This is a genomic window from Herbiconiux sp. (assembly GCF_004297105.1).
Lineage (GTDB): Bacteria > Actinomycetota > Actinomycetes > Actinomycetales > Microbacteriaceae > Herbiconiux.
Genome location: NZ_SCVE01000018.1, coordinates 207,801 through 232,078 on the forward strand (window position 1 = coordinate 207,801; position 24,278 = coordinate 232,078).

The window sequence follows — 24,278 nt, forward strand, 5'->3', positions numbered from 1 at the left end:
TCTGCTCAGTCCAGGTCGGGATCACGCCGACGGGAACCGCTGCCCGAGCCGCCCTCCACGTCGGAACGCTCGTCGGACTCCACATCGACCACCACGACGGTGACGTTGTCGCGGCCGCCGTTGGCGAGGGCGGCCGCGAGCAGTTCGCTGGCGGCGTGCTCGGCCGAGGACGTGGTGGAGAGATAGTGCTTGATGCCGTAGTCGGTGAGTTCTTTGGTGAGGCCGTCGGAGCAGGCGAGGATGCGCTGCCCCGCCACCACCGGCAACGTGGAGTAGTCGGGGATCGGCTTCTCGTGGAAGCCCACCGCGCGGGTGATGACGTTGCTGTCGGGGTGGTGGTCGGCCTGCTCCTTGGTGATGAGGCCCGCGTCGATGAGCTCTTGAACGACGGAGTGATCGACCGTGAGCTGCTTCAGCTCGCCCTCGGCGAAGAGGTAGACACGGGAGTCGCCGATGTTGAACACCATCCAGGCGAGGTCGTCGTCGACCTCGGCGAGGGCCACGCCGGTGACGGTGGTGCCGGTGCCGAGCACCGACTCGTCTCCCACGCGGTCGATGTCGGAGAGGGCGCGCAGGAGCTGCTTCTCGATGGCCTCGGCGGTGGTGACCGCATCCGTGATCTCGCCGAGCCGCTCCACGACGGCGGCGCTCGCGATGTCACCGGCGGAGTGCCCGCCCATGCCGTCGGCCACGGCGAAGACCGGGAGATCGGAGATCGAGCTGTCTTCATTGCCGGCCCGTTTGTTGCCCACGTCGGAGAGCGCGGCCCATGACAGGGTGACGCGACGCGGGTGCGCGCCCTGGCGCGTGACGTTGACGCGCGCGCTCGTTCGACCGATCTGGGTCACTGGATTTGCTCCTGACAGTTATCCGGGAATCCTAAACGGTGATCCCGGAGGTTCCCCGGTCTCGCGACGAGATGTGGATAACGTTTCCGTCGCCGATTTCGACGATAGCCGACCCGGTCACCACCACCGAATCACCTTGCCGCAGCCGGGTGACCCGCGCGCCCTCTTCTGACACCCGCGTACCGTTGCTCGATCGGAGGTCGGTCACCACCGCCGTGGAGCCGACGGGAGCGATCTCGACGTGATTGGCCGAGACGGCGCTGGTGGGCGAGGCGACCTCGACGAGCACCGCCTGCTCGCCCGAATAACTCTGGCGTGGACGGGGTCGACGGCCGATCACCACAGGGTGGTCGAGGGGCCGGGCCGGGCCGTCGCCCACCCGCAGCTCGAAGGCGGCGGGCCCTGAGGGGGGTTGCTCGGCGGCCGGTCGTTCCGCGGCGGGTCGTTCTGCAGCGGGCGACTGTGCTGCGGGCGACTCTGCGGCGGGTTCCTCACGGCCAGGTGGAGGGGTGTCGAGGGTTCGGGCGGAGACGATGGTGTCGTCATCCGGGTCGCCTGCCCGATCGGAGGCCGCATCGTTCCTCAGGGGCGATACCGGAGCGGCATCGCACTCCGGGAGGAAGTCGTCGCTGGAGTCGGCCCAGACCACCCGGGAGGCGCGCACGATACCGGTGACGAGCCGATCCGCACCGGCGGGCAGCCGCAGCGCCGACTCGGGGACCGGAGGGAGGGTGCCGGCCGTGACGCCGATGACATCGACGAACTGGGCGAGCGCCCACGGTTCGGCGCCCTGCGATCCGAATCGCCGCGACCCGCCCACGGAGAGCACGTCGATCGCCGCCGAACCACGAACCACGGCCAGCACGGTGCGCGGCCCGCTGGAGTCGAAGCTCACCACGCTGAACGAGGCGGCTTCGGTTGCGCCCCGCAACGGGATGCTCGACACCACCGACTCGAGGGATGCACCCTCCGCCTGCATCGCCGCCCACACGGCGTCGAGCACGGCGGCGGGCAGCTCGCTCGGCAGCGCCGCCATGATCGGCCACGCGGCCAGAACGGTCCACTCCCCCTGGGCGGGAACGAATCGAAGACTCCCCATGCGGCCCACGGTACCGGCAAAGACCTCCGGACCCGGTGGATGCCCGCCATCCGCGCGGCTGACGCGCTCTCGACCGCCTGCCCACACATCGCCGACAACTGATGTTTTCGGCACTCATCGGCCTGATCTGCTACGGATTCGCTTGCCGAGGGGGTTTCCACCTGACAGGATCGAGCCATGAGCACGAAACCGCGGTCACCTCAGCTCGACGACACCTCCAAGGCCATCATCGAGCAGTTGCAGGATGACGGCCGCCGCTCGTATGCCGAGATCGGCAAGGCCGTGGGTCTCAGCGAGGCCGCCGTGCGGCAGCGCGTGCAGAAGCTCACCGACTCCGGTGTGATGCAGATCGTGGCCGTCACCGATCCCCTGCAGCTCGGGTTCTACCGGCAGGCGATGATCGGCCTCAAGGTCTCGGGCGACACCCGGGTGGTGGCGGATGCGCTCGCCACGATGCCGTCGGTCGACTACGTGGTTCTCACCGCGGGAACCTTCGACATCCTGGCCGAAGTCGTCTGCGAAGACGACGACGACCTGATCACGCTGCTGAATGCCGAGATCCGGCAGCTCGACGGCGTGATCTCCACGGAAACATTCGTCTATTTGAAGCTGCACAAGCAGCTCTACAACTGGGGTACACGATGACACGAAGCACTCGCACCGAAGCCGAACTGCAGACGATGGCGAAAGACCATCTGTGGATGCACTTCGCCCGCCAGTCGGTGATGGAGTCGGGCGGGGGTGTTCCCATCATCACCAAGGGCGATGGCCACCACATCTGGGACTCCCGCGGCAAGAAGTACATCGATGGCCTGTCGGGTCTCTTCGTGGTGAACGCCGGCCACGGTCGGCGGCGCCTCGCCGAGGTCGCGGCGAAGCAGGCGGAGGAGCTCGCGTTCTTCCCGATCTGGTCGTACGCGCATCCCTCCGCCATCGAGTTGGCCGACCGGCTCGCCGATCTGGCGCCGGGCGACCTCAACCGGGTGTTCTTCTCGACCGGCGGTGGCGAAGCCGTGGAGACGGCGTTCAAGCTCGCCAAGTACTACTGGAAGCTGCAGGGCCGCCCCACGAAGCACAAGGTGATCTCGCGCTCCATCGCCTACCACGGCACTCCGCAGGGCGCTCTGGCCATCACCGGCATCCCCGCGATGAAGGAGATGTTCGAGCCCGTCACCCCCGGCGGTTTCCGGGTACCCAACACCAATTACTACCGCGCCCACGAGGCCGGCTTCGAGGGAACCGAGGAGGCCTTCGGCCTCTGGGCCGCGAACCGCATCGAGGAGATGATCCAGTTCGAAGGACCGGAGACGGTCGCCGCCGTCTTCCTCGAGCCCGTTCAGAACTCGGGCGGATGTTTCCCCCCTCCTCCCGGCTACTTCCAGCGGGTTCGCGAGATCTGCGACAAGTACGACGTGCTTCTCGTGAGCGACGAGGTGATCTGCGCCTTCGGCCGCATCGGCAACTACTTCGCCTGCGACACCTACGGCTTCGTGCCCGACATGATCACCTGCGCCAAGGCGATGACCAGCGGCTACTCCCCCATCGGCGCCACCATCGTGAACGAGAAGGTCTACGAGCCCTTCAAGACCGGAAACACGTCGTTCTACCACGGGTACACCTTCGCGGGACATCCGGTCTCGGCCGCCGTGGCGCTCGAGAACCTCGACATCTTCGAGGAGGAGAAGCTGAATGAGCGCGTGCGCGAGAACTCGCCCCTCTTCCGCCAGAGCCTCGAGCGCCTCACCGATCTGCCGATCGTGGGCGACGTGCGCGGAGACGGCTATTTCTTCGGCATCGAGCTCGTGAAGGACAAGGCCACGAAGGAGACGTTCGACGACGACGAGTCGGAGCGCTTGCTGCGCGGCTTCCTGTCGAAGGCCCTCTACGACGCCGGGCTCTACTGCCGCGCCGACGACCGGGGCGACCCGGTGATCCAGCTGGCACCCCCGCTCACGATCGGGCCGGCGGAGTTCGACGAGATCGAGCAGATCCTCCGCGGGGTGCTCACCGAAGCCTGGACGCGACTCTGATCGTGCCGAGCTCAGGGTCCGCGGGCGCGGCGACCGACTATCGCGGCGTCTCCTTCTGGTTCGACTCGCTCGCGGAGTCGGGTGATGATGCGCTCGTGCCGCGCGCTCCTCTCGCGGGTGATCTGACCACCGATGTCTGCATCGTGGGCGGCGGTCTCACCGGCCTCTGGACGGCCTACTACCTGAAGAAGGCCGACCCTTCCCTGCGCATCACGGTGGTGGAGAAGCAGATCGTGGGCTTCGGTGCGTCGGGGCGCAATGGCGGTTGGTGTTCGGCGCTCTTCCCGAAGTCGACGGATGCGCTGCGCCGGCTCTACGGCGACGATGCCGCCCGGCGTCTGCGCGAAGCGATGATCGACACGGTCGACGAGGTGGGGCGCGTCTGCGCGCAGGAGGGTATCGACTGCGATTTCGTGAAGGGCGGAACCATCGTGTTCGCCCGCGACACGGTGCAGCGGCGCGCGGCCGTGGCGGACGTCGACGAAGCCCGTGCGTTCGGAACCGACCCGCTCGAACTCGTGACCGCCGGATCGCACGACGAGTCGCGCGCCCGTTCGCTGGCGGCCACCTCCTCGCTCGCCGCCTCGTTCGACCCGGCCTGCGCCCGTGTGCACCCGGGCAAGCTCGTGCGCGGGCTCGCGCGCGTCGTGGAGAGCCTGGGCGTGGTGATCGCCGAGCAGTCGGAGGTGGTGGAGTGGGCACCCGGTCGGGCTCTCTACGCCGGCATCGGTGGCGAGGGACTCATCACCTGCGACCAACTCGTGATCGCCGTCGAAGGCTATGGCGCGCAGTTCCCCGGTGTCGGCCGGCGGATCATGCCGCTCTACTCGCTCATGATCGCCACCGAGCCGCTCGACGACGCCGTGTGGGAGGAGATCGGGATCGAGCACGGCACCACCTTCTCCGACTACCGCCACCTTCTGATCTACGGTCAGCGCACCGCCGACAACCGCTTCGCCTTCGGCGGCCGGGGCGCCCGGTACCACTGGGGCAGCTCCGTCAAGCCGGAGTACGACCGTGTCGGCCGCGTGTTCGAGCACCTGGAGTCGACGCTGGTCGACCTCTTCCCCGCGGCTCGCGGCACGGCAGTGACGCATCGATGGGGCGGACCACTCGGGGTGAGCCGCGACTGGCACGCCTCGGTGGGTTTCAACCCGCGCACCGGGGTGGGCTTCGCCGGCGGATACGTGGGCGACGGCCTCAGCACCACGAACATCGCGGGTCGCACCCTGACCGACCTGATCCTCCGCCGGTCGACCGATCTCACCGCGCTGCCCTGGGTGAACCACCTCTCGCCGAAGTGGGAACCGGAACCATTCCGGTTCATCGGCGCGAACCTCGGTCTCGCCGGCACGAGCGCCGCCGACCTCGAGGAATCGGTCACCGGTCGCCGATCGATCACGGCCAGACTCCTCGGCCCGCTCACCGGCCACTGACACCACTCCCTCTCGGTGTCTTCTCATTCGCATCCCGTCGATGTGAGTTATCATCACGTGTGAATTCTCGTCTCTGGTCGTGGCTGCACGATGCATCGATCACCAGCGCTGACGTCGTCGACGACTGGATCGATCTCGCCATCGAGTGCGAGCTCGCCGTCGGACGCCCTCTTCTGGTGGAGCGCATCCACGTCGAGCTCCACGGAGTGGAGACGTTCCGAGTGCGGAACGTCGTCGAAGGCACCGCTGTGGAGCTGGCTCCGAACGGTGGATGGAGTTTCGACGTGCACGCCGAGCAACACCACGATGGTGCTCTTCTCGTCACGGGTGACGTACGCAAGCCGCCCGACACGTGTGACGTCGGCGAACTGACGATGACGTATCGACGCGAATTCGTGCGATTCGACGACTCGACGCGATTCACTGCCGAGCAGTTCGACGACGTACTCCTTCGCAACTGGAAGGAACCCTGGTGAGTCCGCGCCGCGTCAGCGCGCGTCAGGCGATCCACTCCGGCAAACGGCCCGAGCGCATCATCTGCCGGAGCAACTGCGCGAGCTGGTAGCCGTCGTCGGCGCTCGTGGCCGCGTCGAGGTAGCCCGCGGCGGCAGAACCGCGGCCCCGGCACCACTCCAGCCACGCGAGCATCGAGAGCACCGGGGCGGCCAGGGAGTCGGGAACTCGCTCGGCGACGGAACGCAGCACGTCGATCGACCGCCGCAGCTGTTCCGCAGCGGGTGCCCTGCTCCCGGTTCCGAGCACCGTCTCGAGCAGGTCATCCGGGGCATCCGCCGCGCCGTGCTGGCCGACGTCGAGCGCCGACACGATCGCGGCCTCGAAACCCCAGGCGCAGAGCATCAGGACGCAGTCGCGCACGCTCGTGGTGCGCAGGCTCCAGGCGAGGGCGATCGCCCGGGCGTCGCTCGCGAACGCGGCTTCCGACGCGAGCACGCTCTGCCACTCGAGGAGTTCATCGACGAGGTCGCGCTCAGGCCCGGTCTGACGCCGTTCGAGTGCCGCCACGGTCGCCATCGCCCGGGCGAGCCGTCGCTGAGTGGGCCGGACGACCGGCACGAACGGCCCGTGATGAGCATCGTGATCGCGCGACCCATCCGATCCACCCGGCCCACCCGACCCGCCCGACCCGCCCGGGCGCGACGTCGCCGACCTCGATCCGGCCGAGACGACGGGCGCGGATCGAAGCCTGGTGCGCTCCCCGCAACTCACGAACTGCCGACCGCCGAGGGTGTTCGCCGCCACAAGGTGCGACCAGTATCCACCCCTGACGCGATAGACGCCGCCGAGAGGGAAGCCGGCCGCGTGCATCCGCTCGGCGACGTCGTAGACGAACTGGCCGAGCGGGCGATACGCATGATCGTGATACATCACCAGTTCGACCGACCGGGCGCCGGAGAGCTGCGAGACCATGCCGGTGACCGTATGGGCGAAGTGATCGGCCTCCTCGAGCTCACGCCCACTGCGGGCTCCGCTGCGCCCGCGGGTGCGCGCCGCATCAGAACCGAGAGACGGCGGGAGATCGACCCTCAGCACGGCGGAAGCCATGCGGGGCCGTCGCACGAGGACGGCGAGGCTGTGCTCCGGGCGGAAACCCAGAACGGCCTCGATCTCGTCGAAGACGGTGGTGGGAGCGGGACCGGTGCCGGTGACCGGCGAGGCTGAGATCGTAGACATGACGCCAGTGTCGCGACCACCGAGGTCAGGATGCGGGCAAGACCGCCTTCTGTGCAGAACTCAGCCCGGGCGCCGACCTGTGCACAACCGCCTGACCCCGGCCCGCACGCAGAGAAGGGCCGCTCCCCGCCGCATCCGGACACCGGACGAACGAGAAGCGACCCTTCGGGACGTCGCTGCGGACTACGCCTGCAGAGCGGCCTGCACGTTGAGCGTGATGGTGACCTTGTCACCGACGAGCACGCCACCGGACTCGAGTGCGGCGTTCCAGTTCACGCCGAAGTCGTTGCGGTCGATGACGGTGGAGGCCTCGAAGCCGGCCTTGTAGTTGCCGTACGCGTCGGCGCCGAAGCCGCCGAACTCGAAGTCGAACGTGACCGGCTTGGTGACACCCTTGATGGTGAGGTCGCCGTCGACCTTGTAGTCGCCGCCATCCTGGCGCACGCCCGTGGACACGAAGGTGATCTCGGGGAACTCGGGGGCGTTGAAGAAGTCGTTGGTGGCGAGGTGGCCGTCACGGTTCTTGTCGTTGGTGTTGACCGAGGCGACGACCGCCTTGGCGGTGACCTTGGTGTCGAGGGGGTTCTCGCCGGTCACGAAGGTGGCGTCGAAGTTCTCGAACGTGCCCTTGACCTTGCTGATGAGCATGTGGCGAACGCTGAAGCCGACCTCGGAGTGCGAGGGGTCGATGGTCCAGGTGCCGGCCTTGTAGCCGGGGATCTCGATGGTGTCAGTCATGGTGTCTCTCTTCGTGTCGTGAATGAGTCGTGGTGAGGCGCGAAGACGGCCCAGTCAATACAAATGCATCGACCGACGAGATTATTCCGGATCTCACCGAAGAATCTCGATCATCAGCACCCAGGCGTTCAGAACCGCCGTGATGAAGATGGTGATGAAGCCGGCCGCGACGTGCACCAGGCCCGTGGGCGATCCCGTGGCTGTCACGATGCCGCCGAAGACGACCCAGAGGAGAGCCCCCACCCCGAGGATCGCGTTCACGATCTTGCTCACCAGCGGGGCACCGGTGGAGGCGGCGAACATCCGCCTCGCCGCGTCGATCTGGAAGCACACGGCGACGAAGCCGAATGCGGCCAGCTCGACGCCCAGCCACAGCGCGGCCTGGCCGGGGATGAGCATCGCCGACGCGGAGACCAGGATCACCATGACCGAGGCGATCGTCGCTCCTGCTCGGGCCGCCAGGCCCGGACCGGCGATGATCTCCTTCACGTTCACGGAGATCGCCACCATGATGAGACCCGCGAGTGCCCCGGCGGCACCGGCCGTGGCCACGGCGAAATCATGCCACGGTTCCAGATCGAGCGGTTCCATGGCGAAAGCGTATCGGGACGCGCGACACGCGATCCCCTCAATTTTCACTTTCGTCACATACCCTGGAGGTCATGTGGAAGCCCTCTGCCCGTGGCTGGGGTGCGGCCGTCGCCATCGCCGCACTCGTGGCGGGTGCGAGCCTGCCCGCATCGGCGGCCCCGATCGGAGCGGATGCGACATCCGCCGTCTCCGCCTCGAACCTCATTCGCGACGACTACCCCACGTGGGACCAGGTGAATGCCGCCAAGGCGAATGAGCAGGCCAACCAGGCCGAGGTGGCGAACATCAACGCCCTGCTCGACAATCTCGAGGCCGAGTCGGCACGGCTCGCCGACGAGGCCCTGCAGCGCGGGCAGGAGTACCTCAAGGCCAGCTACGACCTGCAGGCGGCCACCGGCTACGCCGACACCCTCTCCGCCCAGGCCGACACGGCCACCGCCGACGCCGACCGGGCCACCGCGCAACTGGGCAAGCTCGCCGCCCAGCTCTATCGCTCGAGCGGCGACTCCACCCTCAACCTCATCCTGAATCAGAACGATTCGGACTCCCTGCTCTATCAACTCGGCACCATGTCGAAGATCACGGAGCAGACGGCGCTCGTGCAGGCGAGCGCCGAGACGGCCCGGAACACCGCCGATGCCCTCACGAAGCAGGCCCAGACCGCCGAGGCCGAACGCGACCGCCTCGCCCAGGAGGCCGACGCGCGCCTGAAAGACGCCGAGGCCGCGCAGGCCGATGCCGACGCCCAGCTCGCCTCTGCGCAGGCCACCAGCTCCACTCTCGTGGCCCAGCTCTCGTCGCTGAAAGACACCACCGTGCAGGTCGAGAACGCCTACCGCGCCGGCGAAGCCGCGAAAGCGGAGGAACAGGCCAAGCAGCGCGCCGCGGCGGCCGCCACCGACGCCCCGGGCAGCGCCTGGGTTCCGAGCAGCAGCGAGATCGCGTCGCCCGCCGAGGCTCAGGCCTACGCCCAGAGCATCCTGGGCAACTACGGATGGGGCGGCGACCAGTTCTCGTGCCTCGTGCGGTTGTGGATCGGCGAGTCCGGATGGCGCGTCAACGCCTACAACGCCTCGAGCGGCGCCTACGGCATCCCGCAGTCGCTGCCGGCGTCGAAGATGGCGTCGGTGGGTGCCGACTACATCACCAGCGCATCGACCCAGATCATCTGGGGCATGAACTACATCTCCGACCGCTACGGAACGCCGTGCAACGCGCTCTCGCAGTGGACGGCACGCAACCCGCACTGGTACTGAGCGCCGGCGCCCGAGGTGCGCATCCCGCCGGGTAGTTCCCCGCGGGCCGCACCCCTCGCGAGCCGGCGCCCTCGCGAGCCGGCGCCCTCGCGAGCCGGCGCCCTCGCGAGCCGGCACCCTCGGCGGTCAGTGCCCTCGGTGGTCCTGGATGGTCATCCGCGGCCCGTGCCGCTCCGGCCTGAACCCGCTCGCGAGCACCAGGCGCACGATGCGCTGACGCTGGCCCGCCCACGGCTCGAGCAGCTCCGCGAGGCCGTCGTCGTCGACCGGCTCCCCGACGAGGGCCGAGCCGATCCACGAGGCCAGGTGGTAGTCGCCGAAGCTCACCGCGTCGGGGTCGCCGTGCGAGCGCTGGGCGGTCTCGGCCGCCGTCCACCCGCCCACGCCGTTCACGGTGCGGAGCAGCCGCCAGAGGTCGTGCCCTCCCGTGTGCACCGCGGTCGACCGCTCGAGCGACCGGGCAACGACGGCGGCCTGGATGACGGTCTTCGACCGCCGCGGATCGACACCCGCCCGGTGCCACTCCCACGAGGGGATGCGCCGCCAGTGCTCGGGCAGGAGCGGCAGCCGCATCCGCTCGGGTGCCGGCCCCGGCGCCGCTTCACCGTTCCGGGTGACCAGGATGCGCCACGCCCGCAAGGCCTCCGCCGACGTGACCTTCTGCTCCACGATCGCGGGAGCCAGTGAATCCAGCACGCGGCCCGTGCGGCAGAGCCGCAGCCCGGGGTTGCGATGCGCACTCGAGGCGAGCAGATCGTGCGCCGAGGTGTCGAGGTCGCTCCAGTCGTCGTCGAGACCGAGCAACTGCGGCGCCTGGTGCAGAGCCTCGGATGCTCCGCTCCCCCATGCACGCAGGCGCACCTCGGTGCGGGTGCCGGTGACGAGGAGCGTGACAGGCCCGGCGACCGTGCGGTAGGCCAGCCAGACACCGGCATCGTCGAAGACCACGCACGGATCTCCGGGGCCGCGTCGGAGAGGCCCGAGCGTGGCCCGCACATCGAGCGGGAACCGCAGCGCGATGCGCGCCTCGAGCGACGGCGTGCCCGCATCCGGAGCCGCGGATGTCGCGAGGCCACGGTGCTCGGCGACCCGCTCGCCACGGGCACGCGTCGCCCCGGGAGGGCGCGGGTGCGATCGGGCGATGCTCATCGTGCCAGAAGACTACGCGACACCACGGACGCCGGCTCGCCCCGCGACGCGACGCCCTCGGATGTGCTCGCGAACGAAGGAGTTCGGCGGGATATCCGGTGTGAGACTCCGTCGTTCGCCGGTATCCGCACGGAAATCCGTCGTTCGACGTGGCGTGCGGGCGGTCAGGCCGCCGCGAGGTCGTCGAGCAGGGCCAGCAACCAGCCCGGGCCGCGCACGTCGGCACCCAGGGCACCCACCCGTGTGGCGAGCTCACGATCGGCCGTGACCACGATCGTGGAAGCCGGGGCAGGGACAGGGGCTGGCGAGCCAGCGGCACCCGGTGCGCCAGCGGCACCCGGCGCCGCGAGCATGCCGGCGATGGTCGCCACGATGGTGTCGTCACCGGAGCCCTCCGCCGGCACCACGCTGAGGAGCCCGGCCACGAGTCCGTCGTCGGGCGCATCCGGAGTCCGTGTGGTCGACGCGGCGGGCAACTCGGCCTCGCGCGCCTTTCCTTCGACGATCACGGTGATGCTCGGCCAGGAGCGGCCGATCGGGCCGGCCGGAGCAGAGGTGGCCGGGCTGCTCGAGGGCGCGAAATCCCCCGAGGTGCCCGACGCCTCCGCCCGCGAGAACTCGGCCGATGCGATGCCGCGCCGTGCGAGCTCGGCGAGTCGAACGAGCAGGGCCTCGTTGGCACCGAGCCGGTCTCTCCACCAGCCATCGGGCCGCGAACCCACCACGTTGGCCGCATCGACGACGACCCGGATGCGCTCACCGAGCCGGCTGCGCAGCTCCGGCCACGCCGACTCGAAGCCCGGATGGAGGGGAAGCGTCTCGACCTCGTCGACCGGCACCCACCGCAGCTCGAGGCTCTCCGCGTCACCGATCGCCGGCTCGAACGGGCGGGCGGCTCGCATGACGACCGTGACGTACGACCAGTAGCCGAGATCGAGGGTGGACGTGAACGCGATCTCGAGCGCATCCGCCGGCACTCCGGCCTCCTCGCCCGCCTCGCGGATGGCGCCGTCGACCGCCGACTCACCCGCGTGCCGCGCGCCGCCCGGCAGGCCCCAGGTACCGCCGAAGTGGCTCCACTCGGCCCGGTGCTGCAGGAGCACGCCCGCCTTGTCGTCGTGCACGAGTAGTCCGGCCGCGCCGTAACGCCCCCAGAACCGGCGGCCATCAGGACCCTCCACCCAGGCGTCTCCGCTGTCGCGCGGATGCAGGCGGGGCGGAACTCCGGTCATGCCTCCACCTTCTCACGGGTACGAGCGCGGCACGGCCCCGACCGACCATTATGGACACATGATCGCCCTCCCCCCGATCCGCCGGCCGGTGCGCAGCTTCGGTTCGCGGCAGATCGATTTCGACCGACGCATCGCCGTGATGGCGATCGTGAACCGCACCCCCGACTCGTTCTTCGACCAGGGCGCCACCTTCGCCCTCGACCGCGCCGTGGAGGCCGCCCTGCGCGCGGCCGACGACGGGGCCGACTGGGTCGACATCGGGGGCGCCAAGTTCGCACCGGGGCCCGAGATCGCGGCCGCCGAAGAACTCGACCGCGTGCTGCCCGTGGTGGAGGCGGTGGCGGCGCGGAGCGACGTCGTGATCTCGGTCGACACTTTCCGTGCCTCCGTGGCCGAGGCCGTCGTGGCGGCGGGTGCCCACGTGATCAACGACACCACAGGGCTGAGCGACCCGGCCATGGCCGAGGTGGTGGCCGCATCCGGAGCCTCGCTCGTGATCACCCACTCGCTCGCCGAGCCGCGCCGCCCCTACCCGCAGCCGCGGTACGACGACGTGGTCGACGAGGTGCGCGCCTTCCTCGAGGAGCGGGTCGATCGGGCTGTCGCCGCCGGCATCGGTGAGCACAAGCTCTTCATCGACCCCGGCCACGACCTCAACAAGAACACGCTGCACAGCCTCGAGATCACCCGCCGCTTCGACGAGATCGCCGCCATCGGGCTGCCGGCCCTCGCCGCGGTCTCGAACAAGGATTTCGTGGGCGAGTCGCTGGGCGCCCCGCGCCCGGAGCGGCTCGAGGGCTCGCTGGTGGCGGCCACGACCTGTGCGCTGCTCGGCGCCCGGATCGTGCGCATGCACGATGTGGTGGCCTCGGTGCGGGCGATGCGGATGCTCGAGGCCGTTCTCGGGTTCCGCGAGCCCGTGTTCGCGGAGCACAACGTATGAGCGGCATCATCCGGGCCGATGTGAGCGGGGCGGCTGCTGCCCTGGGCACCGCCGAACTCCTCGACCTCTACGCCCCCGCCGACCGTGCGCAGCCCTGCATCCGCGTGAACTTCATCCAGTCGCTGGATGGTTCGGCCACCGTGGCCGACCTCTCCGGCGCGCTCGGCTCCCCCGCCGACAAGGCGGTGTTCGACGTGCTGCGCGCGGTCTCCGACGTGGTGCTCGTGGGGGCGGGCACAGCCCGTGCGGAGGGCTACGGCGCGCTCACCGTCGGCGACTCGTTCGCGAGCTGGCGGCGTGCGGCCGGACTCTCCGAGCATCCGGCCATGGCGCTGGTGAGCGGCCGCCTCGCCCTCGACCCGGCGAGCGACCTCTTCGCGAAGTCTCCCACGCCGCCGCTGGTGTTCACGACGGCATCCGCCCCGCGGGAGGCGCGAACCCGCCTCTCCGAGGTCGCCACGGTGATCGACGCGGGCGACGAGCACGGACGGGTCGACCCGTCGCTCGTGCGCACGGCCCTGCTCGATCGCGGACTCGCACAGGTGCTCTGCGAGGGCGGCCCCTCACTCTTCGGCGACCTGATCGCGGCCGACCTCGTCGACGAGTTCTGCCTCACTCTCAGCCCGATGCTCGAGGGGGGTACCGGCCCGCGCATCGCGGCAGCGCACGGCGATCCCGCCGTGGGCCTGCCCCACGCGATGCGCCTCGCCCATCTGCTGCGGAGCGACAGCATGCTCCTCACCCGCTGGGTGCGCCCCCGCGACGAGGCCACCGATGCCTGAGCGAGCGGATGCCACGACCGTGCGCCTCTGGAACCGCGATGACGACGCCGAGACGAGCCGTCTCTCCGAGCTCCTCACGCACTACCACCGTGCGACGGAGAGCGAGAAGGCGCAGTGGGCCGCGACCGAACCGTGTGAGAAAACGGGGGTCCATCGACACTATGTCGATGCCACCCCCGAATCCCATACCGTTCGGAATCAAGTTCGTGCCGCGAGGCTGCCCGAGGCCTATCGCGCCGAGATCGACGACCCCCACCGCGCCTTCCGCACCGCCGCCGTGCTCCTCGCCCACGCTCCGGATACGGTCGTCGGATGCGCCGTGCTGGCGGATGCCGGCGACGGGCACCGGAGCGAGCCGCCACAGCTCGAGCTGAAGCGGCTCTGGGTCGAACCGGCTGCACGCGGACACGGCGCCGCGGCCGGCCTCGTCCGAGCGGCCATCGAGAGCGCAGAACACGCGGAAGCCGTTCTGCGCCTTTCGGTCTGGAGCTGGCGCGACGGTGCCATCCGGCTCTACGAACGCCTCGGCTTCGTTGTCGTCGCGTCGTGGGATGCCCGTCCCGACCTCGTCTGCCTCGAACGGAGCCCATCGTGATCGCTCGCCCACCCGCCGAAAAGTCCCGCGCGACGGCGACGCCGACCGGCGGCCGCACCTCATCCCGGCCGAGCGGCTGGTCGCGGCACTCGAGTCGCAGCACGCTCGCCTTCACGGTGGCCGACCTGCTCGCGACGCTCCTGTTCGCCTTCGAGGGCGCCCGGCTCGCGGCCGATGCCGGGCTCGACGTGTTCGGCATCGCCGTCGTGGGCTGCGTCTCGTCAATGGTGGGCGGCATCCTGCGCGATCTGCTGCTGGGCGACGTGCCGCCGTTCGCGTTCCGCTCGCCCTCGCGCATCCTCATGGGCCTGCTCGGCTCCGTGGCCGCGTTCCTGGTGGTGGCATCGGCCGCCCAGACCCCGGATGACGTGTTCGCGGTGCTCGACGCCCTCGGCCTCGCGCTCTTCGCCATCACGGGCGCCGAGAAGGCCCTCGATCACGGCTCGAACGGCTGGGTCGTCGTCATCCTCGGCACGCTCACCGCGGTGGGCGGCGGGATGACGCGCGACGTCCTGCTCGGCGGCATCCCGAGCGTGCTCACCTCGAGCGTCTACGCCTCGGCGGCCGCCGCGGGCGCCCTCGCGGTGCTCATCTCGGCGCGAGCGAGGCTCACGCCGCCCGTGGCCATGACGATCGGCTTCATGGTCTGCGCGAGCCTGCGCATCCTCGCCATCGCCTTCGACTGGCAGCTCCCCACCCTCGTAGCACGCTGACCCCGCGGCCCCACCCGCGCGGGGTCGCAAGATTTGTCGCGAAATCCCTCGAAGGGCGACAAATCCTGCGACCCCGCGCGGAACCCGGTCCTTGCTAGAGCTGGTCGACCGCGAGGATGCGCACGATGGCGGCGCCCTGGTCGTTCGAGGCGGCCAGGTCGATCTCGGCCGTGATGCCCCAGTCGTGGTCGCCGGCCGGGTCGTCGAAGATCTGGCGGGCGCGCCACACCGTGGGGGTCTCCTCGAGGATCAGCAGCGCCGCACTCCGTGCGTGCGGGCCGATTCCCACCGAGTCGTGCACGTCGTAGTAGTCGTCCATCGCGGTCGCCCAGCGGTCGGCCGTGAACCCGGATGCCGCATCCAGCTCCCCGAGCTCGTCCCACGCCTCGCGTGCGGCGAGGGTGACCCGCCGGAAGAGCTCGTTGCGCACCAGGATGCGGAAGGCCCGCGGATTCGACGTGAGCAGCTTCGGCGCCGGTGGCACGATCGGCTCCTCGAAGGCGCCCGACGCCGAGCCCGCGGCGAGCGCCGCCGCGACCGCGTCCGGGTCGACCAGGGCCTCCCACTCGTCGAGCACGCTCGAGTCGGTCTGCCGCACCAGTTCGCCGAGCCACTCGATGAGGTCGAGGAGGTCGTCGTTCTTCAGCTCGTCGGGCACGGTCGAGCGCAACGTGCGATACGCATCCGAGAGGTAGCGCAGCACGAGGCCTTCCGAGCGCGCGAGCTTGTAGAACGCGATGTACTCGCCGAACGACATGGCCCGTTCGTACATGTCGCGGATCACCGACTTCGGCGCGATGTCGAAGTCGCCGATCCACGGCTGGGTCGACCGGTAGGTGTCGAACGCCTCCGTGAGCAGCCCCTCGAGGGGTTTCGGATGCGTCACCTCCTCGAGCAGGTCCATGCGCTGCTCGTACTCGATGCCCTCGGCCTTCATCGCCTGCACCGCCTCGCCGCGTGCCACGAACCGCTGCGCCGAGAGCACGGGGCGCGGGTCGTCGAGGATCGCCTCCGTCACCGACACCACATCGAGCGCGAAGGTCGCCGACGACTCGTCGAGCAGTTCGTAGACGGCGAGCGCAAACGGCGACAGCGGCTGGTTCAGCGCGAAGTTCGGCTGCAGGTCGACCGTGAGCCGGATGCTCACCTCACCGGTGGCCGTGTTCGTCACCTGCTCCACGACCTCGGCGGTGCGCAGCGTGCGGTAGATGGCGAGGGCCTGCCGGATGAGGGCGAGCTGCTTCGGGCGCGGCTCGTGGTTGTCTTCCAGCAGGGCCCGCATGTTCGCGAACACGTCGCCCCCGCGGGCGATCGTGTTGAGCACCATCGCATGCGTGACGGTGAGCTGCGAGGTGAGCGTCTCGGGCTGGGCCGCGATGAGCTTCTCGAAGCTCGGCTCCCCCCACGACACGAAGCCCTCCGGCGCCTTCTTGCGGATGAACTTGCGGCGCTTCTTCGGGTCGTCACCGATGCGCGCGAGCGCCTTGAGGTTCTCGGTCTCGTGCTCGGGCGCCTGCACCACCACGGTGCCCGCGGTGTCGTAGCCCGCGCGGCCGGCGCGACCCGCGATCTGGTGGAACTCGCGGGCGGTGAGCTGGCGCATCCGGGTGCCGTCGTACTTCGTGAGCGCCGAGAGCAGCACGGTGCGGATCGGCACGTTGATGCCCACACCGAGCGTGTCGGTGCCGCAGATCACGCGCAGGAGCCCGCGTTGCGCGAGACGCTCGACCAGCCGGCGGTACTTCGGCAGCATGCCCGCGTGGTGCACGCCGATGCCCATCCGGATGAGCCGCGACAGTGTCTTGCCGAACGCCGTCGTGAAGCGGAACGGGCCGATCAGCTCGGCGATCTCGTCGCGCAGCTCGCGGCTGGCCACCTTGATGCTCGAGAGCGCCTGGGCGCGCTCGACGGCGGCGAGTTGGGAGAAGTGCACGATGTACACGGGGGCGCGGCTCGTGGAGAGCAGCTCTTCGACGGTCTCCTGGATGGGCGTGGTGGCGTAGGTGTAGCTGAGGGGCACGGGACGCTCGACCCCCGTGATCACGGTGGTCTCGCGGCCGGTGCGGCGGGTGAGGTCGTCGGCCAGCCAGTCGACGTCGCCGAGTGTGGCCGACATCAGCACGAACTGGGCCTTCGGCACCGCCAGGATCGGGATCTGCCAGGCCCAGCCCCGGTCGGGCTCGGCGTAGAAGTGGAACTCGTCCATCACGATCTGGCCGACCTCGGTGTCGGGCCCGTGTCGCAGCGCGAGATTCGCCAGGATCTCGGCGGTGGCGCAGATGATGGGCGCGTCCGGGTTCACCGAAGAGTCGCCCGTGACCATGCCCACGTTGGCGGCGCCGAAGATGTCGACGAGGTCGAAGAACTTCTCCGAGACGAGCGCCTTGATGGGGGCGGTGTAGTAGCTGCGGATGCCCTGGGCGAGTGCCGTGGCGTGCGCCCCCACCGCCACGAGCGACTTGCCGGTGCCGGTGGGCGTGGAGAGGATGACGTTCTCACCCGACACGATGGCGAGCACCGACTCGTCCTGCGCCGGATACAGGGTGGTGCCGCGAGCGTCGGCCCAGGCCGCGAAGGCGTCGTAGGCCGCATCCGGATCGAACGGGGTCGGCATCGCGGGAGGGTTGGGCACGCACCAAGCCTAGGTGCGGGTGCTCGCCTCGGCGCCGATGTGGGTGTCAGGGGGATGTGCCAGGCTCGGGGCATGTCCGAATCGGTGCGCGTCGACAGTTGGCTGTGGGCCGCGCGCGTCTACAAGACGCGGTCGCTGGCCACCGCGGCGTGCCGAGCCGGGCACGTGCGCGTGAACGGCGAGCGGGTGAAGGCGTCGCAGAGCATCCACGTGGGCGATGAGGTGCGGTCGCGCATCAGCGGTTTCGACCGCATCCTGAAGGTCACCGGGCTCGCGGTGAAACGCGGTTCGGCCACGGTCGCGGCCACCATCTTCACCGATCTGACACCGCCCCCACCGCCGCGCGAGGCCGTCGCCGCCGTGCCTGTTCGCGATCGCGGTGCCGGCCGGCCCACGAAGCGCGACCGTCGCGAGATGGAACGGCTACGCGGTGTCAGGGACGACTACTAACCTTGTCTCCGACGGCCTGTAGCGACGAGCGGCCGCCACCCGACACCGACGCCCCCAGGAGCATCATGTCCAACCCAGACCCCACCGACGCCACGAGCATCTTCGACGAGCAGAACGCGCACGAATACGCACCGGATGGCACGGTGGCGCCGGCCGCGGCCGACCCCGTTCCGGCTGCCGCACCCGCGCCCGGCTCCGTTCCCGGCGGAGGTACCGTTCCCGAGACCGGCTACGTGCTCACGGGCCGCGATCGCACCGCGCTCAAGTTCGTGGGAGCATCCCTCTCCATCGGCACCAGCGAGTTCAAGGCGCGCTACGACGCGGCCATCGACGACCTCTACCGTCAGCACTTCATCGACCCCAAGGCCCGCCCCGCCTACGAGCCGCCCGTGATCGTGCCCGCCGAAGAGGTGGAGGGCGACGACGACCCGCTCGAGATCATCAAGTCGCAGCTCGGTCTCGTGATCGACGACCGCCGCGTGCGCGACACCGCGCGAACGGACGCGGAGCACCAGCTCTCCGTCACGTCCGCGCAGCTCGCCGACATGACGGCCCGCTACGAGAGCACCCAGGCCCGGCTCGACGCCACCGAGGAGGCGCTGCGCGGCCGCGAGGCCGAGCTCGCCGCACTGCACCAGCAGCTCGCCGACGAGACCGCGGCCCTGCGCACCCAGCTCGCCGACGAGAACGCGGCGCACGAGGCCCGCTTCGCCGACGAGACCGGTCGGCTGCAGGCAGAGCTGGCCTCCACCACCACGCGCCTCACCGAGGAGCACCAGGCCTCGAGCGCCGGGTACGAGCAGCAGATCGCCGGTCTCGTGGCCGCGCACGCCCTGCAGCTCGACGAACTGCGGGGCGCGCACGCCACCCAGATCGAGCAGCTCACCGGCTCGCACTCGACTCAGCTCGAGCAGCTGAACGCATCGCACTCGACTCAGCTGCAGGAGCTGAGCGCGGGTCACGCCGCCGAGCTCGAGCAGCTGCACTCGGGGCACGCCACCGAGTCGGAAGAGCTCCGCGCCCACGACGAGCGGATGCGGGCCGAGAACGCCGCCGCACTCGAACAGCTCACGGCGGCCCATGCGGCCGAACTCGAGCAGGTCCGCGCCGCCCAGGCCGCCGAGACCGAGCAGCTGCGGGCCGCGGCGACCGCCGAGGCCGAACAGCTGCGCGCCGAGCACCAGGCCGATGTCGAGCGTCTTTCGGGCGAGAACGAGTCGCTGCGCGCCGAGCACGCCGACGAGATCGCCCGGCTCGCAGCAGAGGCCGACGACCTGCGCAGTGCTCACGAGGGTTCGACCTCGGAGCTCGAAGCGGGTGCCGCGGCAGCCGCCGCCACCGCGTCGGCACTCGAGGAGGCTCAGGCGCGCGTGGCCGAGCTCGAGTCGGAGCTCGCCGAAGCCCGCGCCGCCGGCGGCGCCACCCTCGACGAGGAGCGCGAGCGTGTGGCCGTGCTCGAGAGCGAACTGGCCGAGGCCCGGCTCGCCGGCGCATCCGATTCCGACTCCGACGCACTCGACGCCGCACAGGCTCGCGTGGCCGAGCTCGAGTCGGAGCTCGCCGAGGTGCGCCAGGGGGTACAGCAGGGCGACGCCGCCGACACCGAGCTCGCCGAAGCGCGGGGCCGGGTCGAGGAGCTCGAGCGGGAGCTGGCCGACGTGCGCGAGTCCGAGGCATCCGGTTCGGGCGATGCCGACCTCGCCGAGAGCGTCGACACTGCGGCCCTCGACCAGGCGCAGGCGCGGGTGGCCGAGCTCGAGAGCGAGCTCGAGGCCGCACGGGCCGAGAACGAGCGGCTCGTCACGGCGCACGATGAGGCCCTGGCGGTGGCCGGTGCCGAGACCGTCGTGGTCACGGGCGATGCCACCGCGCTGGAGGAGTCGCGCGCGACCATCGACACGCTCGAACGCGAGCTCGCCGATGCCCGGGCCGAGATCGGCATCCTGGCCGACGAACGCGACCGGGCGCTCTCCGACGCGGCCATCGCACTGAACGACCGCGAGCAGCTGAGCGACTCCCTCATCCAGCTCCAGGCCACCCGCAACATCTCCGAGCGCACTCTCGAGACGGAGCTGCACGCGTCGAAGGCGCTCGTGGCCGAGATCGAAGACATCGCCACCAGCCAGCTCTGCGCCGAAGACGAGACCGACGACTACGCCGTGGGTGCCAACGACTCAGCCGTGCTCGTGCTCAATGCCATCGCGGGTGCCGCCGACTGACCCGCGCCTGCAGGTCGCGCGAAGGTGTCTCCCACCACGGATCGAGACACATTCGCGCGACCTGAGTTGCGTGGAGGCTAGGCGGGCTTCAGATCGAGCGGATGCGCGAGCTCGTCGCTCGGCATACGCGCCCAGATGATGGCCACCACCGCGATCACCACCGGCACGGCCCCGGCCACCACGAACGCCGGGGCGATGCCGATCGCCTCGCCCACCGGCCCCGCGATCGCCATCGAGACCGGCATGAACGCGAGCGACACGAAGAAGTCGAGACTCGAGACCCGCCCCAGCATCTCGGGTGGCACGCGGCGCTGCAGCAGCGTTCCCCAGATGACGGTGGCCGCCGCGGCGGTCACGCCCACCACGAACACGGCCACGGCCATCACCCAGAGCTGCGAGGTGAAGCCGATCACGACGAGGGGCAGCGAACCGGCGCCCCAGAGCAGCACCATCACCGTGAGATAGCGACGCGGCAGAGGGCGCGATGCCACCACGATCGACCCCACGACCCCGCCCACGCCGTAGGCGGCCAGCACCACGGCGAACGCGCCCGGCCCGCCACCCGTCTGATCGCGCACGGCGAACGGCAGCAGAACCTCGATCGGACCCATGATCACGAGGATCAGGAGGCTCGCGAACAGCAGCGTGCCGAGCAACCAGGGCGTGCGGCCCATGTACCGGAAGCCGGCACCCAGGTCGGCGAACACCCCGCGCACGGCTGTCGGTCCGCCGGGGCGGGTCGCTGACGACGTCTCCCCCGCGGGCCGCCCCGGTGCGGCAGCGCCGTGCTCGGCCGCGAACGCGGGGCCGTCGGTCGAGGCCTCGGCCGCGAGGGCGACATCCGATCCCCCGCGTCGAAGAGGGGTGGGTTCGAGAAAGGCGAGACCCGTGACCGCGAGCAACTGCGAGCCGGCCACCACGGCGAAGGCGAGGCCGGGAGAGGCCGCCGCGATGACGGCGCTCGCCACTGCGGGGCCGCCCGCGTAGAGCACGGCCGGCCGGAGCACACCCTCGACGCCATTGGCGGCAAGCAGATCGTCCGCGGGCAGTACCGAGGGCAGCAGGGCCGAATACGCGGGATAGAAGAAGCCGCCCGCTGCGCCCAGCACGATCGAGAGCACCACGAGGTGCCAGAGCGCGAGGTGGCCGGTGAGGGTGACCGCGGCCGTGAGAGCCACGATCACGGTCTTCGTCGATTCGACGGCGATGAGGATGCGCCGCTGCGGCACACGGTCGGCGACCACTCCGCCGAACAGAACTGCCGCGATGAGCCCGGCGCTCGCCCCCGTGGCGACCAGTGAGAGGTCGACAGGGCTGCCGCCGACGGCGATCACCTGCCACACGATCGCCACCAGCCAGACGCCTTCGCCGAAGAGCGATAGCGTGAGAGCGCTGACCAGAACGCGGTACTGACGAACGCGGAAGGGGCGCAGGGCGCGCGGTGCGGCCATGCGGCGTCACCTCCCGTTCATTCGGATGTTCATGTGTACACTGTCCACAAGAGTAGCGGGAACCCGAGGACCACCATGAGCGACGAGCGTGCGGTCAATGCTCGCACGACCTACCGACACGGAGACCTGCGCGAGGCTCTGGTCGAGGCCGGCGTCGAGATGGCGCGCGAGGGAGGGCCTCGCGCCGTCGTGTTGCGCGAGGCCACCCGCCGCGCCGGGGTGTCGCCCAATGCGGCCTATCGTCATTTCACCGACCGGGATGCTCTGCTGCAGGTCGTCTCCGACACCTGCCTCGGCTTCGCGGCCGATCGCATCGAAGCCGAGTTCGACGCGCATCCGCCCACGGGCGACGCGGAGGCGGACGCCCGGATGATGCTCCGCTCGGTCGGCACCGGCTACATCGGTTTCGCCCGCGAGGAGCCGGGCCTGTTCCGCACGGCCTTCTCGGTGCCCGACAACCTGCAGCGCGCCGGCGACGCGAGCAAGGCGGGCCGCCGCGGTCGTACTCCGTTCCAGCTGGTGGGCCTCGCGCTCGACGCGCTCGTGGCCACGGGGGTGCTGCCCCCCGAACGCCGCCCTGGCGCCGAGTTCCAGGCCTGGGCCACCGTGCACGGCCTCGGCATGCTCGTGATCGACGGCCCCCTCCGCGGCCTGACCGACCCCATGATCGACGCCGCGACAGAACGCCTGCTGGACATGGTCGACCGCGGGCTCTAGGTCATGCAAGCGACCCCGTCGCGGTGCGTGCGGCGGACCGGCCACCTCCCTCACGGCCCCCACCGCCCCCTCCACTAGACTCACCCTCATGACCGACGCCGTCGAGCCCTCCCCCGCGGGAGCCGACGAGCGGATCGTGGCCGCCACGCTGCAGTTGCTGCGCGACCGAGGTCCGGCTGGGGTGAACGTGGAAGCGGTGGCCGCCGCATCCGGTGTCGCGAAGACCACCATCTATCGCCGCTACGAAGACCGCGAGGCACTGCTCGCCGCCGCCATCGATGCGGCCACGACCGAGGTCACGCTGCCGAGCGGCATGTCGACCTACGACACTTTGCACTGGCTCCTCGGCGCGGCCCGTGTCCGGGTGCAGGAGATCGTGGGGCGCGGCACCGTGGCCGCCATCCTCATCGACGACGACGCACCGTTCACCGAACAGCTGCGTCTCATGATCCGGATGCGCAGCCACCAGCTCGTGTCATTCCTCGACGAGGCGGTGGCCCGAGGCGACCTGCGCGAGGGCCTCGACGTGAAGCTCGTGGTGAGCGTACTCCTCGGCGCATCCGTGGGTCACGTCATCCGGGGCGGCGAACCCGACGAGGAATGGGCCGACCGCCTCCTCACCCTCCTCTGGCCGGCCCTCACACCCCCACCTCCAGTGCCGCCTCAGGGGCGATCGATCCGGTAGAAGTCCGTCACGACAGTGCGATGGTTGACGGCCGCGCTTCCCTCATTGACTTTGGTCTTCACCGCGCCGATGGATGACACGCCGACATCGACGCTCTCTCCGCCGTCTCCGCCCGACGAGTGCAGAAGCAGGACAATCGTCTCCGTTTGCCCTGGGAGCAGATCGTCGGTGTAACAGACAAGTCCCTCGGCCACCTGACAGTACGCGTCTTTCGGAAGCGTGGGGAACCCGTCGACGGAGTATCCGGCGAGATCGAACTGCACATCGGCGATGTTCAGCTTGCTGCTCGAGTTCGTCAGATCGACTCGTAACAAGAAGTTCGCCGAGCCGAGCCTGGTCATCACCCCCTGAACCGCGACAGCGCCGTTCACTGCCGGAGTGGCGGGTACACCTGGCACCGACATGAGGTCAGCCGACGGCGCGACACTTGTCGTCATGTAGATCGGACCATCTTTCGAGGTGCGACAGTCGAAGAAGACGTTCTCGGACGGGATTCCATCTCGCCCCCAGGTGTCGATCGACATCGTGAAGGTCTGGTCATCGCGCTTCATCACAGCGATCTGTCCGACGAGCTTTCCGCGGAGCCGGAAGGACGACGTGCTGACCGTCACTCCGTCGTAGGGATGAGTGTCCTTTCGAGTCACCCACGTCGATCCGAGGAAGTCCATGATCCCTCGAGGAAGACCGGACGACTCCCATCCGAATTTGCAGGCACCACCTGCCGCACCCCAGTGCTCTTCTCCGCCCGCGCCGTCGACGGACGGGCAGCTGATACCGGCAGCTTTGGCAGCACTCGCCAGACTGGGCCCGAGAACGCAGCCGAGAGCCTGTGCCGGTTCGGCCGAGACCACGGCTCCTCCGGCGAGGAGAGCAGCGCATGCGGCCACGGCAGCAGCTCGTGCGCCGAGGCGCGCCAAAGACATCTTCAATCTCATCATCGGGATCCATTCATAGAAACTGTCGGCCTGCGCTGGACCGTTCATGGGTGCGCGGCAGTCACCGTAACAGTTTTATGAGTTT

General features: G+C 69.8%; 23 protein-coding genes. 13 read left to right on the forward strand and 10 right to left on the reverse strand.

Features of this window, described 5'->3' with window-relative positions:
- Nucleotides 1–5 precede the first annotated feature (5 nt).
- Nucleotides 6–848, reverse strand: coding sequence for a protein phosphatase 2C domain-containing protein (locus tag EPO52_RS14555; RefSeq protein WP_290807759.1), 843 nt, complete (start codon nt 846–848; stop codon nt 6–8).
- Between the two features lie 31 nt (nt 849–879).
- Nucleotides 880–1,947: an FHA domain-containing protein gene (locus EPO52_RS14560; RefSeq protein ID WP_290807761.1), complete on the reverse strand. Its 1,068-nt coding sequence runs from the start codon at nt 1,945–1,947 to the stop codon at nt 880–882.
- 177 nt (nt 1,948–2,124) lie between these two features.
- Between EPO52_RS14560 and EPO52_RS14565 the strand changes: the two genes are divergently transcribed.
- The 4 genes from EPO52_RS14565 to EPO52_RS14580 are packed head-to-tail and all read left to right on the forward strand — an operon-like array spanning nt 2,125 to nt 5,889.
- Complete coding sequence (locus EPO52_RS14565) at nt 2,125–2,592, forward strand: Lrp/AsnC family transcriptional regulator (RefSeq protein WP_290807763.1); 468 nt, start codon at nt 2,125–2,127, stop codon at nt 2,590–2,592.
- Nucleotides 2,589–3,977, forward strand: coding sequence for an aspartate aminotransferase family protein (locus tag EPO52_RS14570; RefSeq protein WP_290807765.1), 1,389 nt, complete (start codon nt 2,589–2,591; stop codon nt 3,975–3,977). The genes EPO52_RS14565 and EPO52_RS14570 overlap by 4 nt, the downstream gene beginning before the upstream one ends.
- A 2-nt stretch (nt 3,978–3,979) precedes the next feature.
- Complete coding sequence (locus EPO52_RS14575) at nt 3,980–5,413, forward strand: FAD-binding oxidoreductase (protein ID WP_290807767.1); 1,434 nt, start codon at nt 3,980–3,982, stop codon at nt 5,411–5,413.
- Nucleotides 5,414–5,472: 59 nt separating this feature from the next.
- The gene (locus EPO52_RS14580) at nt 5,473–5,889 is read left to right on the forward strand and encodes a hypothetical protein (protein ID WP_290807769.1); all 417 of its coding nucleotides are present in this window, start codon (nt 5,473–5,475) and stop codon (nt 5,887–5,889) included.
- A 22-nt stretch (nt 5,890–5,911) separates the two neighbouring features.
- On the opposite strand, the gene EPO52_RS14585 is transcribed toward EPO52_RS14580, so the two are convergent.
- The 3 genes from EPO52_RS14585 to EPO52_RS14595 all read right to left on the reverse strand — a co-directional run bounded on the left by EPO52_RS14585 (nt 5,912) and on the right by EPO52_RS14595 (nt 8,434).
- The gene (locus EPO52_RS14585) at nt 5,912–7,105 is read right to left on the reverse strand and encodes a DUF4192 family protein (protein ID WP_290807771.1); all 1,194 of its coding nucleotides are present in this window, start codon (nt 7,103–7,105) and stop codon (nt 5,912–5,914) included.
- Nucleotides 7,106–7,288: 183 nt separating this feature from the next.
- Nucleotides 7,289–7,843: a YceI family protein gene (locus EPO52_RS14590; protein ID WP_290807773.1), complete on the reverse strand. Its 555-nt coding sequence runs from the start codon at nt 7,841–7,843 to the stop codon at nt 7,289–7,291.
- 93 nt (nt 7,844–7,936) lie between these two features.
- Nucleotides 7,937–8,434 (reverse strand): hypothetical protein, encoded by a 498-nt coding sequence (locus EPO52_RS14595; RefSeq protein WP_290807775.1) that lies wholly within the window; start codon nt 8,432–8,434, stop codon nt 7,937–7,939.
- 71 nt (nt 8,435–8,505) lie between these two features.
- Between EPO52_RS14595 and EPO52_RS14600 the strand changes: the two genes are divergently transcribed.
- Entirely contained in the window at nt 8,506–9,690 is a 1,185-nt protein-coding gene (locus tag EPO52_RS14600) for a hypothetical protein (RefSeq protein ID WP_290807777.1), read from the forward strand.
- Between the two features lie 126 nt (nt 9,691–9,816).
- On the opposite strand, the gene EPO52_RS14605 is transcribed toward EPO52_RS14600, so the two are convergent.
- On the reverse strand, nt 9,817–10,839 hold the full coding sequence (locus EPO52_RS14605; RefSeq protein WP_290807779.1) for a DNA-3-methyladenine glycosylase 2 family protein: 1,023 nt from the start codon (nt 10,837–10,839) through the stop codon (nt 9,817–9,819).
- Between the two features lie 164 nt (nt 10,840–11,003).
- The gene (locus tag EPO52_RS14610) at nt 11,004–12,071 is read right to left on the reverse strand and encodes an NUDIX hydrolase (protein WP_290807780.1); all 1,068 of its coding nucleotides are present in this window, start codon (nt 12,069–12,071) and stop codon (nt 11,004–11,006) included.
- A gap of 58 nt (nt 12,072–12,129) precedes the next feature.
- Between EPO52_RS14610 and folP the strand changes: the two genes are divergently transcribed.
- The 4 genes from folP to EPO52_RS14630 are packed head-to-tail and all read left to right on the forward strand — an operon-like array spanning nt 12,130 to nt 15,104.
- Nucleotides 12,130–13,014, forward strand: coding sequence for a dihydropteroate synthase (gene folP, locus EPO52_RS14615; protein ID WP_290807782.1), 885 nt, complete (start codon nt 12,130–12,132; stop codon nt 13,012–13,014).
- Complete coding sequence (locus EPO52_RS14620) at nt 13,011–13,796, forward strand: pyrimidine reductase family protein (RefSeq protein ID WP_290807784.1); 786 nt, start codon at nt 13,011–13,013, stop codon at nt 13,794–13,796. Before folP ends, EPO52_RS14620 begins: the two co-directional genes overlap by 4 nt.
- Nucleotides 13,789–14,391: a GNAT family N-acetyltransferase gene (locus EPO52_RS14625; protein WP_290807786.1), complete on the forward strand. Its 603-nt coding sequence runs from the start codon at nt 13,789–13,791 to the stop codon at nt 14,389–14,391. Before EPO52_RS14620 ends, EPO52_RS14625 begins: the two co-directional genes overlap by 8 nt.
- Entirely contained in the window at nt 14,388–15,104 is a 717-nt protein-coding gene (locus EPO52_RS14630; RefSeq protein WP_290807788.1) for a trimeric intracellular cation channel family protein, read from the forward strand. The genes EPO52_RS14625 and EPO52_RS14630 overlap by 4 nt, the downstream gene beginning before the upstream one ends.
- Before the next feature lie 94 nt (nt 15,105–15,198).
- On the opposite strand, the gene EPO52_RS14635 is transcribed toward EPO52_RS14630, so the two are convergent.
- Complete coding sequence (locus EPO52_RS14635) at nt 15,199–17,718, reverse strand: DEAD/DEAH box helicase (protein WP_290808266.1); 2,520 nt, start codon at nt 17,716–17,718, stop codon at nt 15,199–15,201.
- Between the two features lie 90 nt (nt 17,719–17,808).
- On the opposite strand from EPO52_RS14635, the gene EPO52_RS14640 reads away from it, so the two are divergent.
- Both EPO52_RS14640 and EPO52_RS14645 read left to right on the forward strand, forming a co-directional pair.
- Nucleotides 17,809–18,186: an RNA-binding S4 domain-containing protein gene (locus EPO52_RS14640; protein ID WP_290807790.1), complete on the forward strand. Its 378-nt coding sequence runs from the start codon at nt 17,809–17,811 to the stop codon at nt 18,184–18,186.
- Nucleotides 18,187–18,251: 65 nt separating this feature from the next.
- Nucleotides 18,252–20,405: a hypothetical protein gene (locus EPO52_RS14645; protein WP_290807792.1), complete on the forward strand. Its 2,154-nt coding sequence runs from the start codon at nt 18,252–18,254 to the stop codon at nt 20,403–20,405.
- A gap of 77 nt (nt 20,406–20,482) precedes the next feature.
- Here the strand turns inward: EPO52_RS14645 and EPO52_RS14650 are convergent, their stop codons facing one another.
- Entirely contained in the window at nt 20,483–21,856 is a 1,374-nt protein-coding gene (locus EPO52_RS14650) for an MFS transporter (protein WP_290807794.1), read from the reverse strand.
- A 75-nt stretch (nt 21,857–21,931) separates the two neighbouring features.
- Here EPO52_RS14650 and EPO52_RS14655 point away from each other — a divergent pair, with 75 nt between their 5' ends.
- Nucleotides 21,932–22,573: a TetR/AcrR family transcriptional regulator gene (locus EPO52_RS14655; RefSeq protein WP_290807796.1), complete on the forward strand. Its 642-nt coding sequence runs from the start codon at nt 21,932–21,934 to the stop codon at nt 22,571–22,573.
- 88 nt (nt 22,574–22,661) lie between these two features.
- On the forward strand, nt 22,662–23,258 hold the full coding sequence (locus EPO52_RS14660) for a TetR/AcrR family transcriptional regulator (protein ID WP_290807798.1): 597 nt from the start codon (nt 22,662–22,664) through the stop codon (nt 23,256–23,258).
- Here EPO52_RS14660 and EPO52_RS14665 read toward each other — a convergent pair.
- A complete protein-coding gene (locus EPO52_RS14665; RefSeq protein ID WP_290807800.1) occupies nt 23,237–24,241 on the reverse strand; it encodes a hypothetical protein in 1,005 nt (334 codons plus the stop codon). The two genes, EPO52_RS14660 and EPO52_RS14665, sit on opposite strands and share 22 nt — an antisense overlap.
- Between the last annotated feature and the right edge of the window lie 37 nt (nt 24,242–24,278).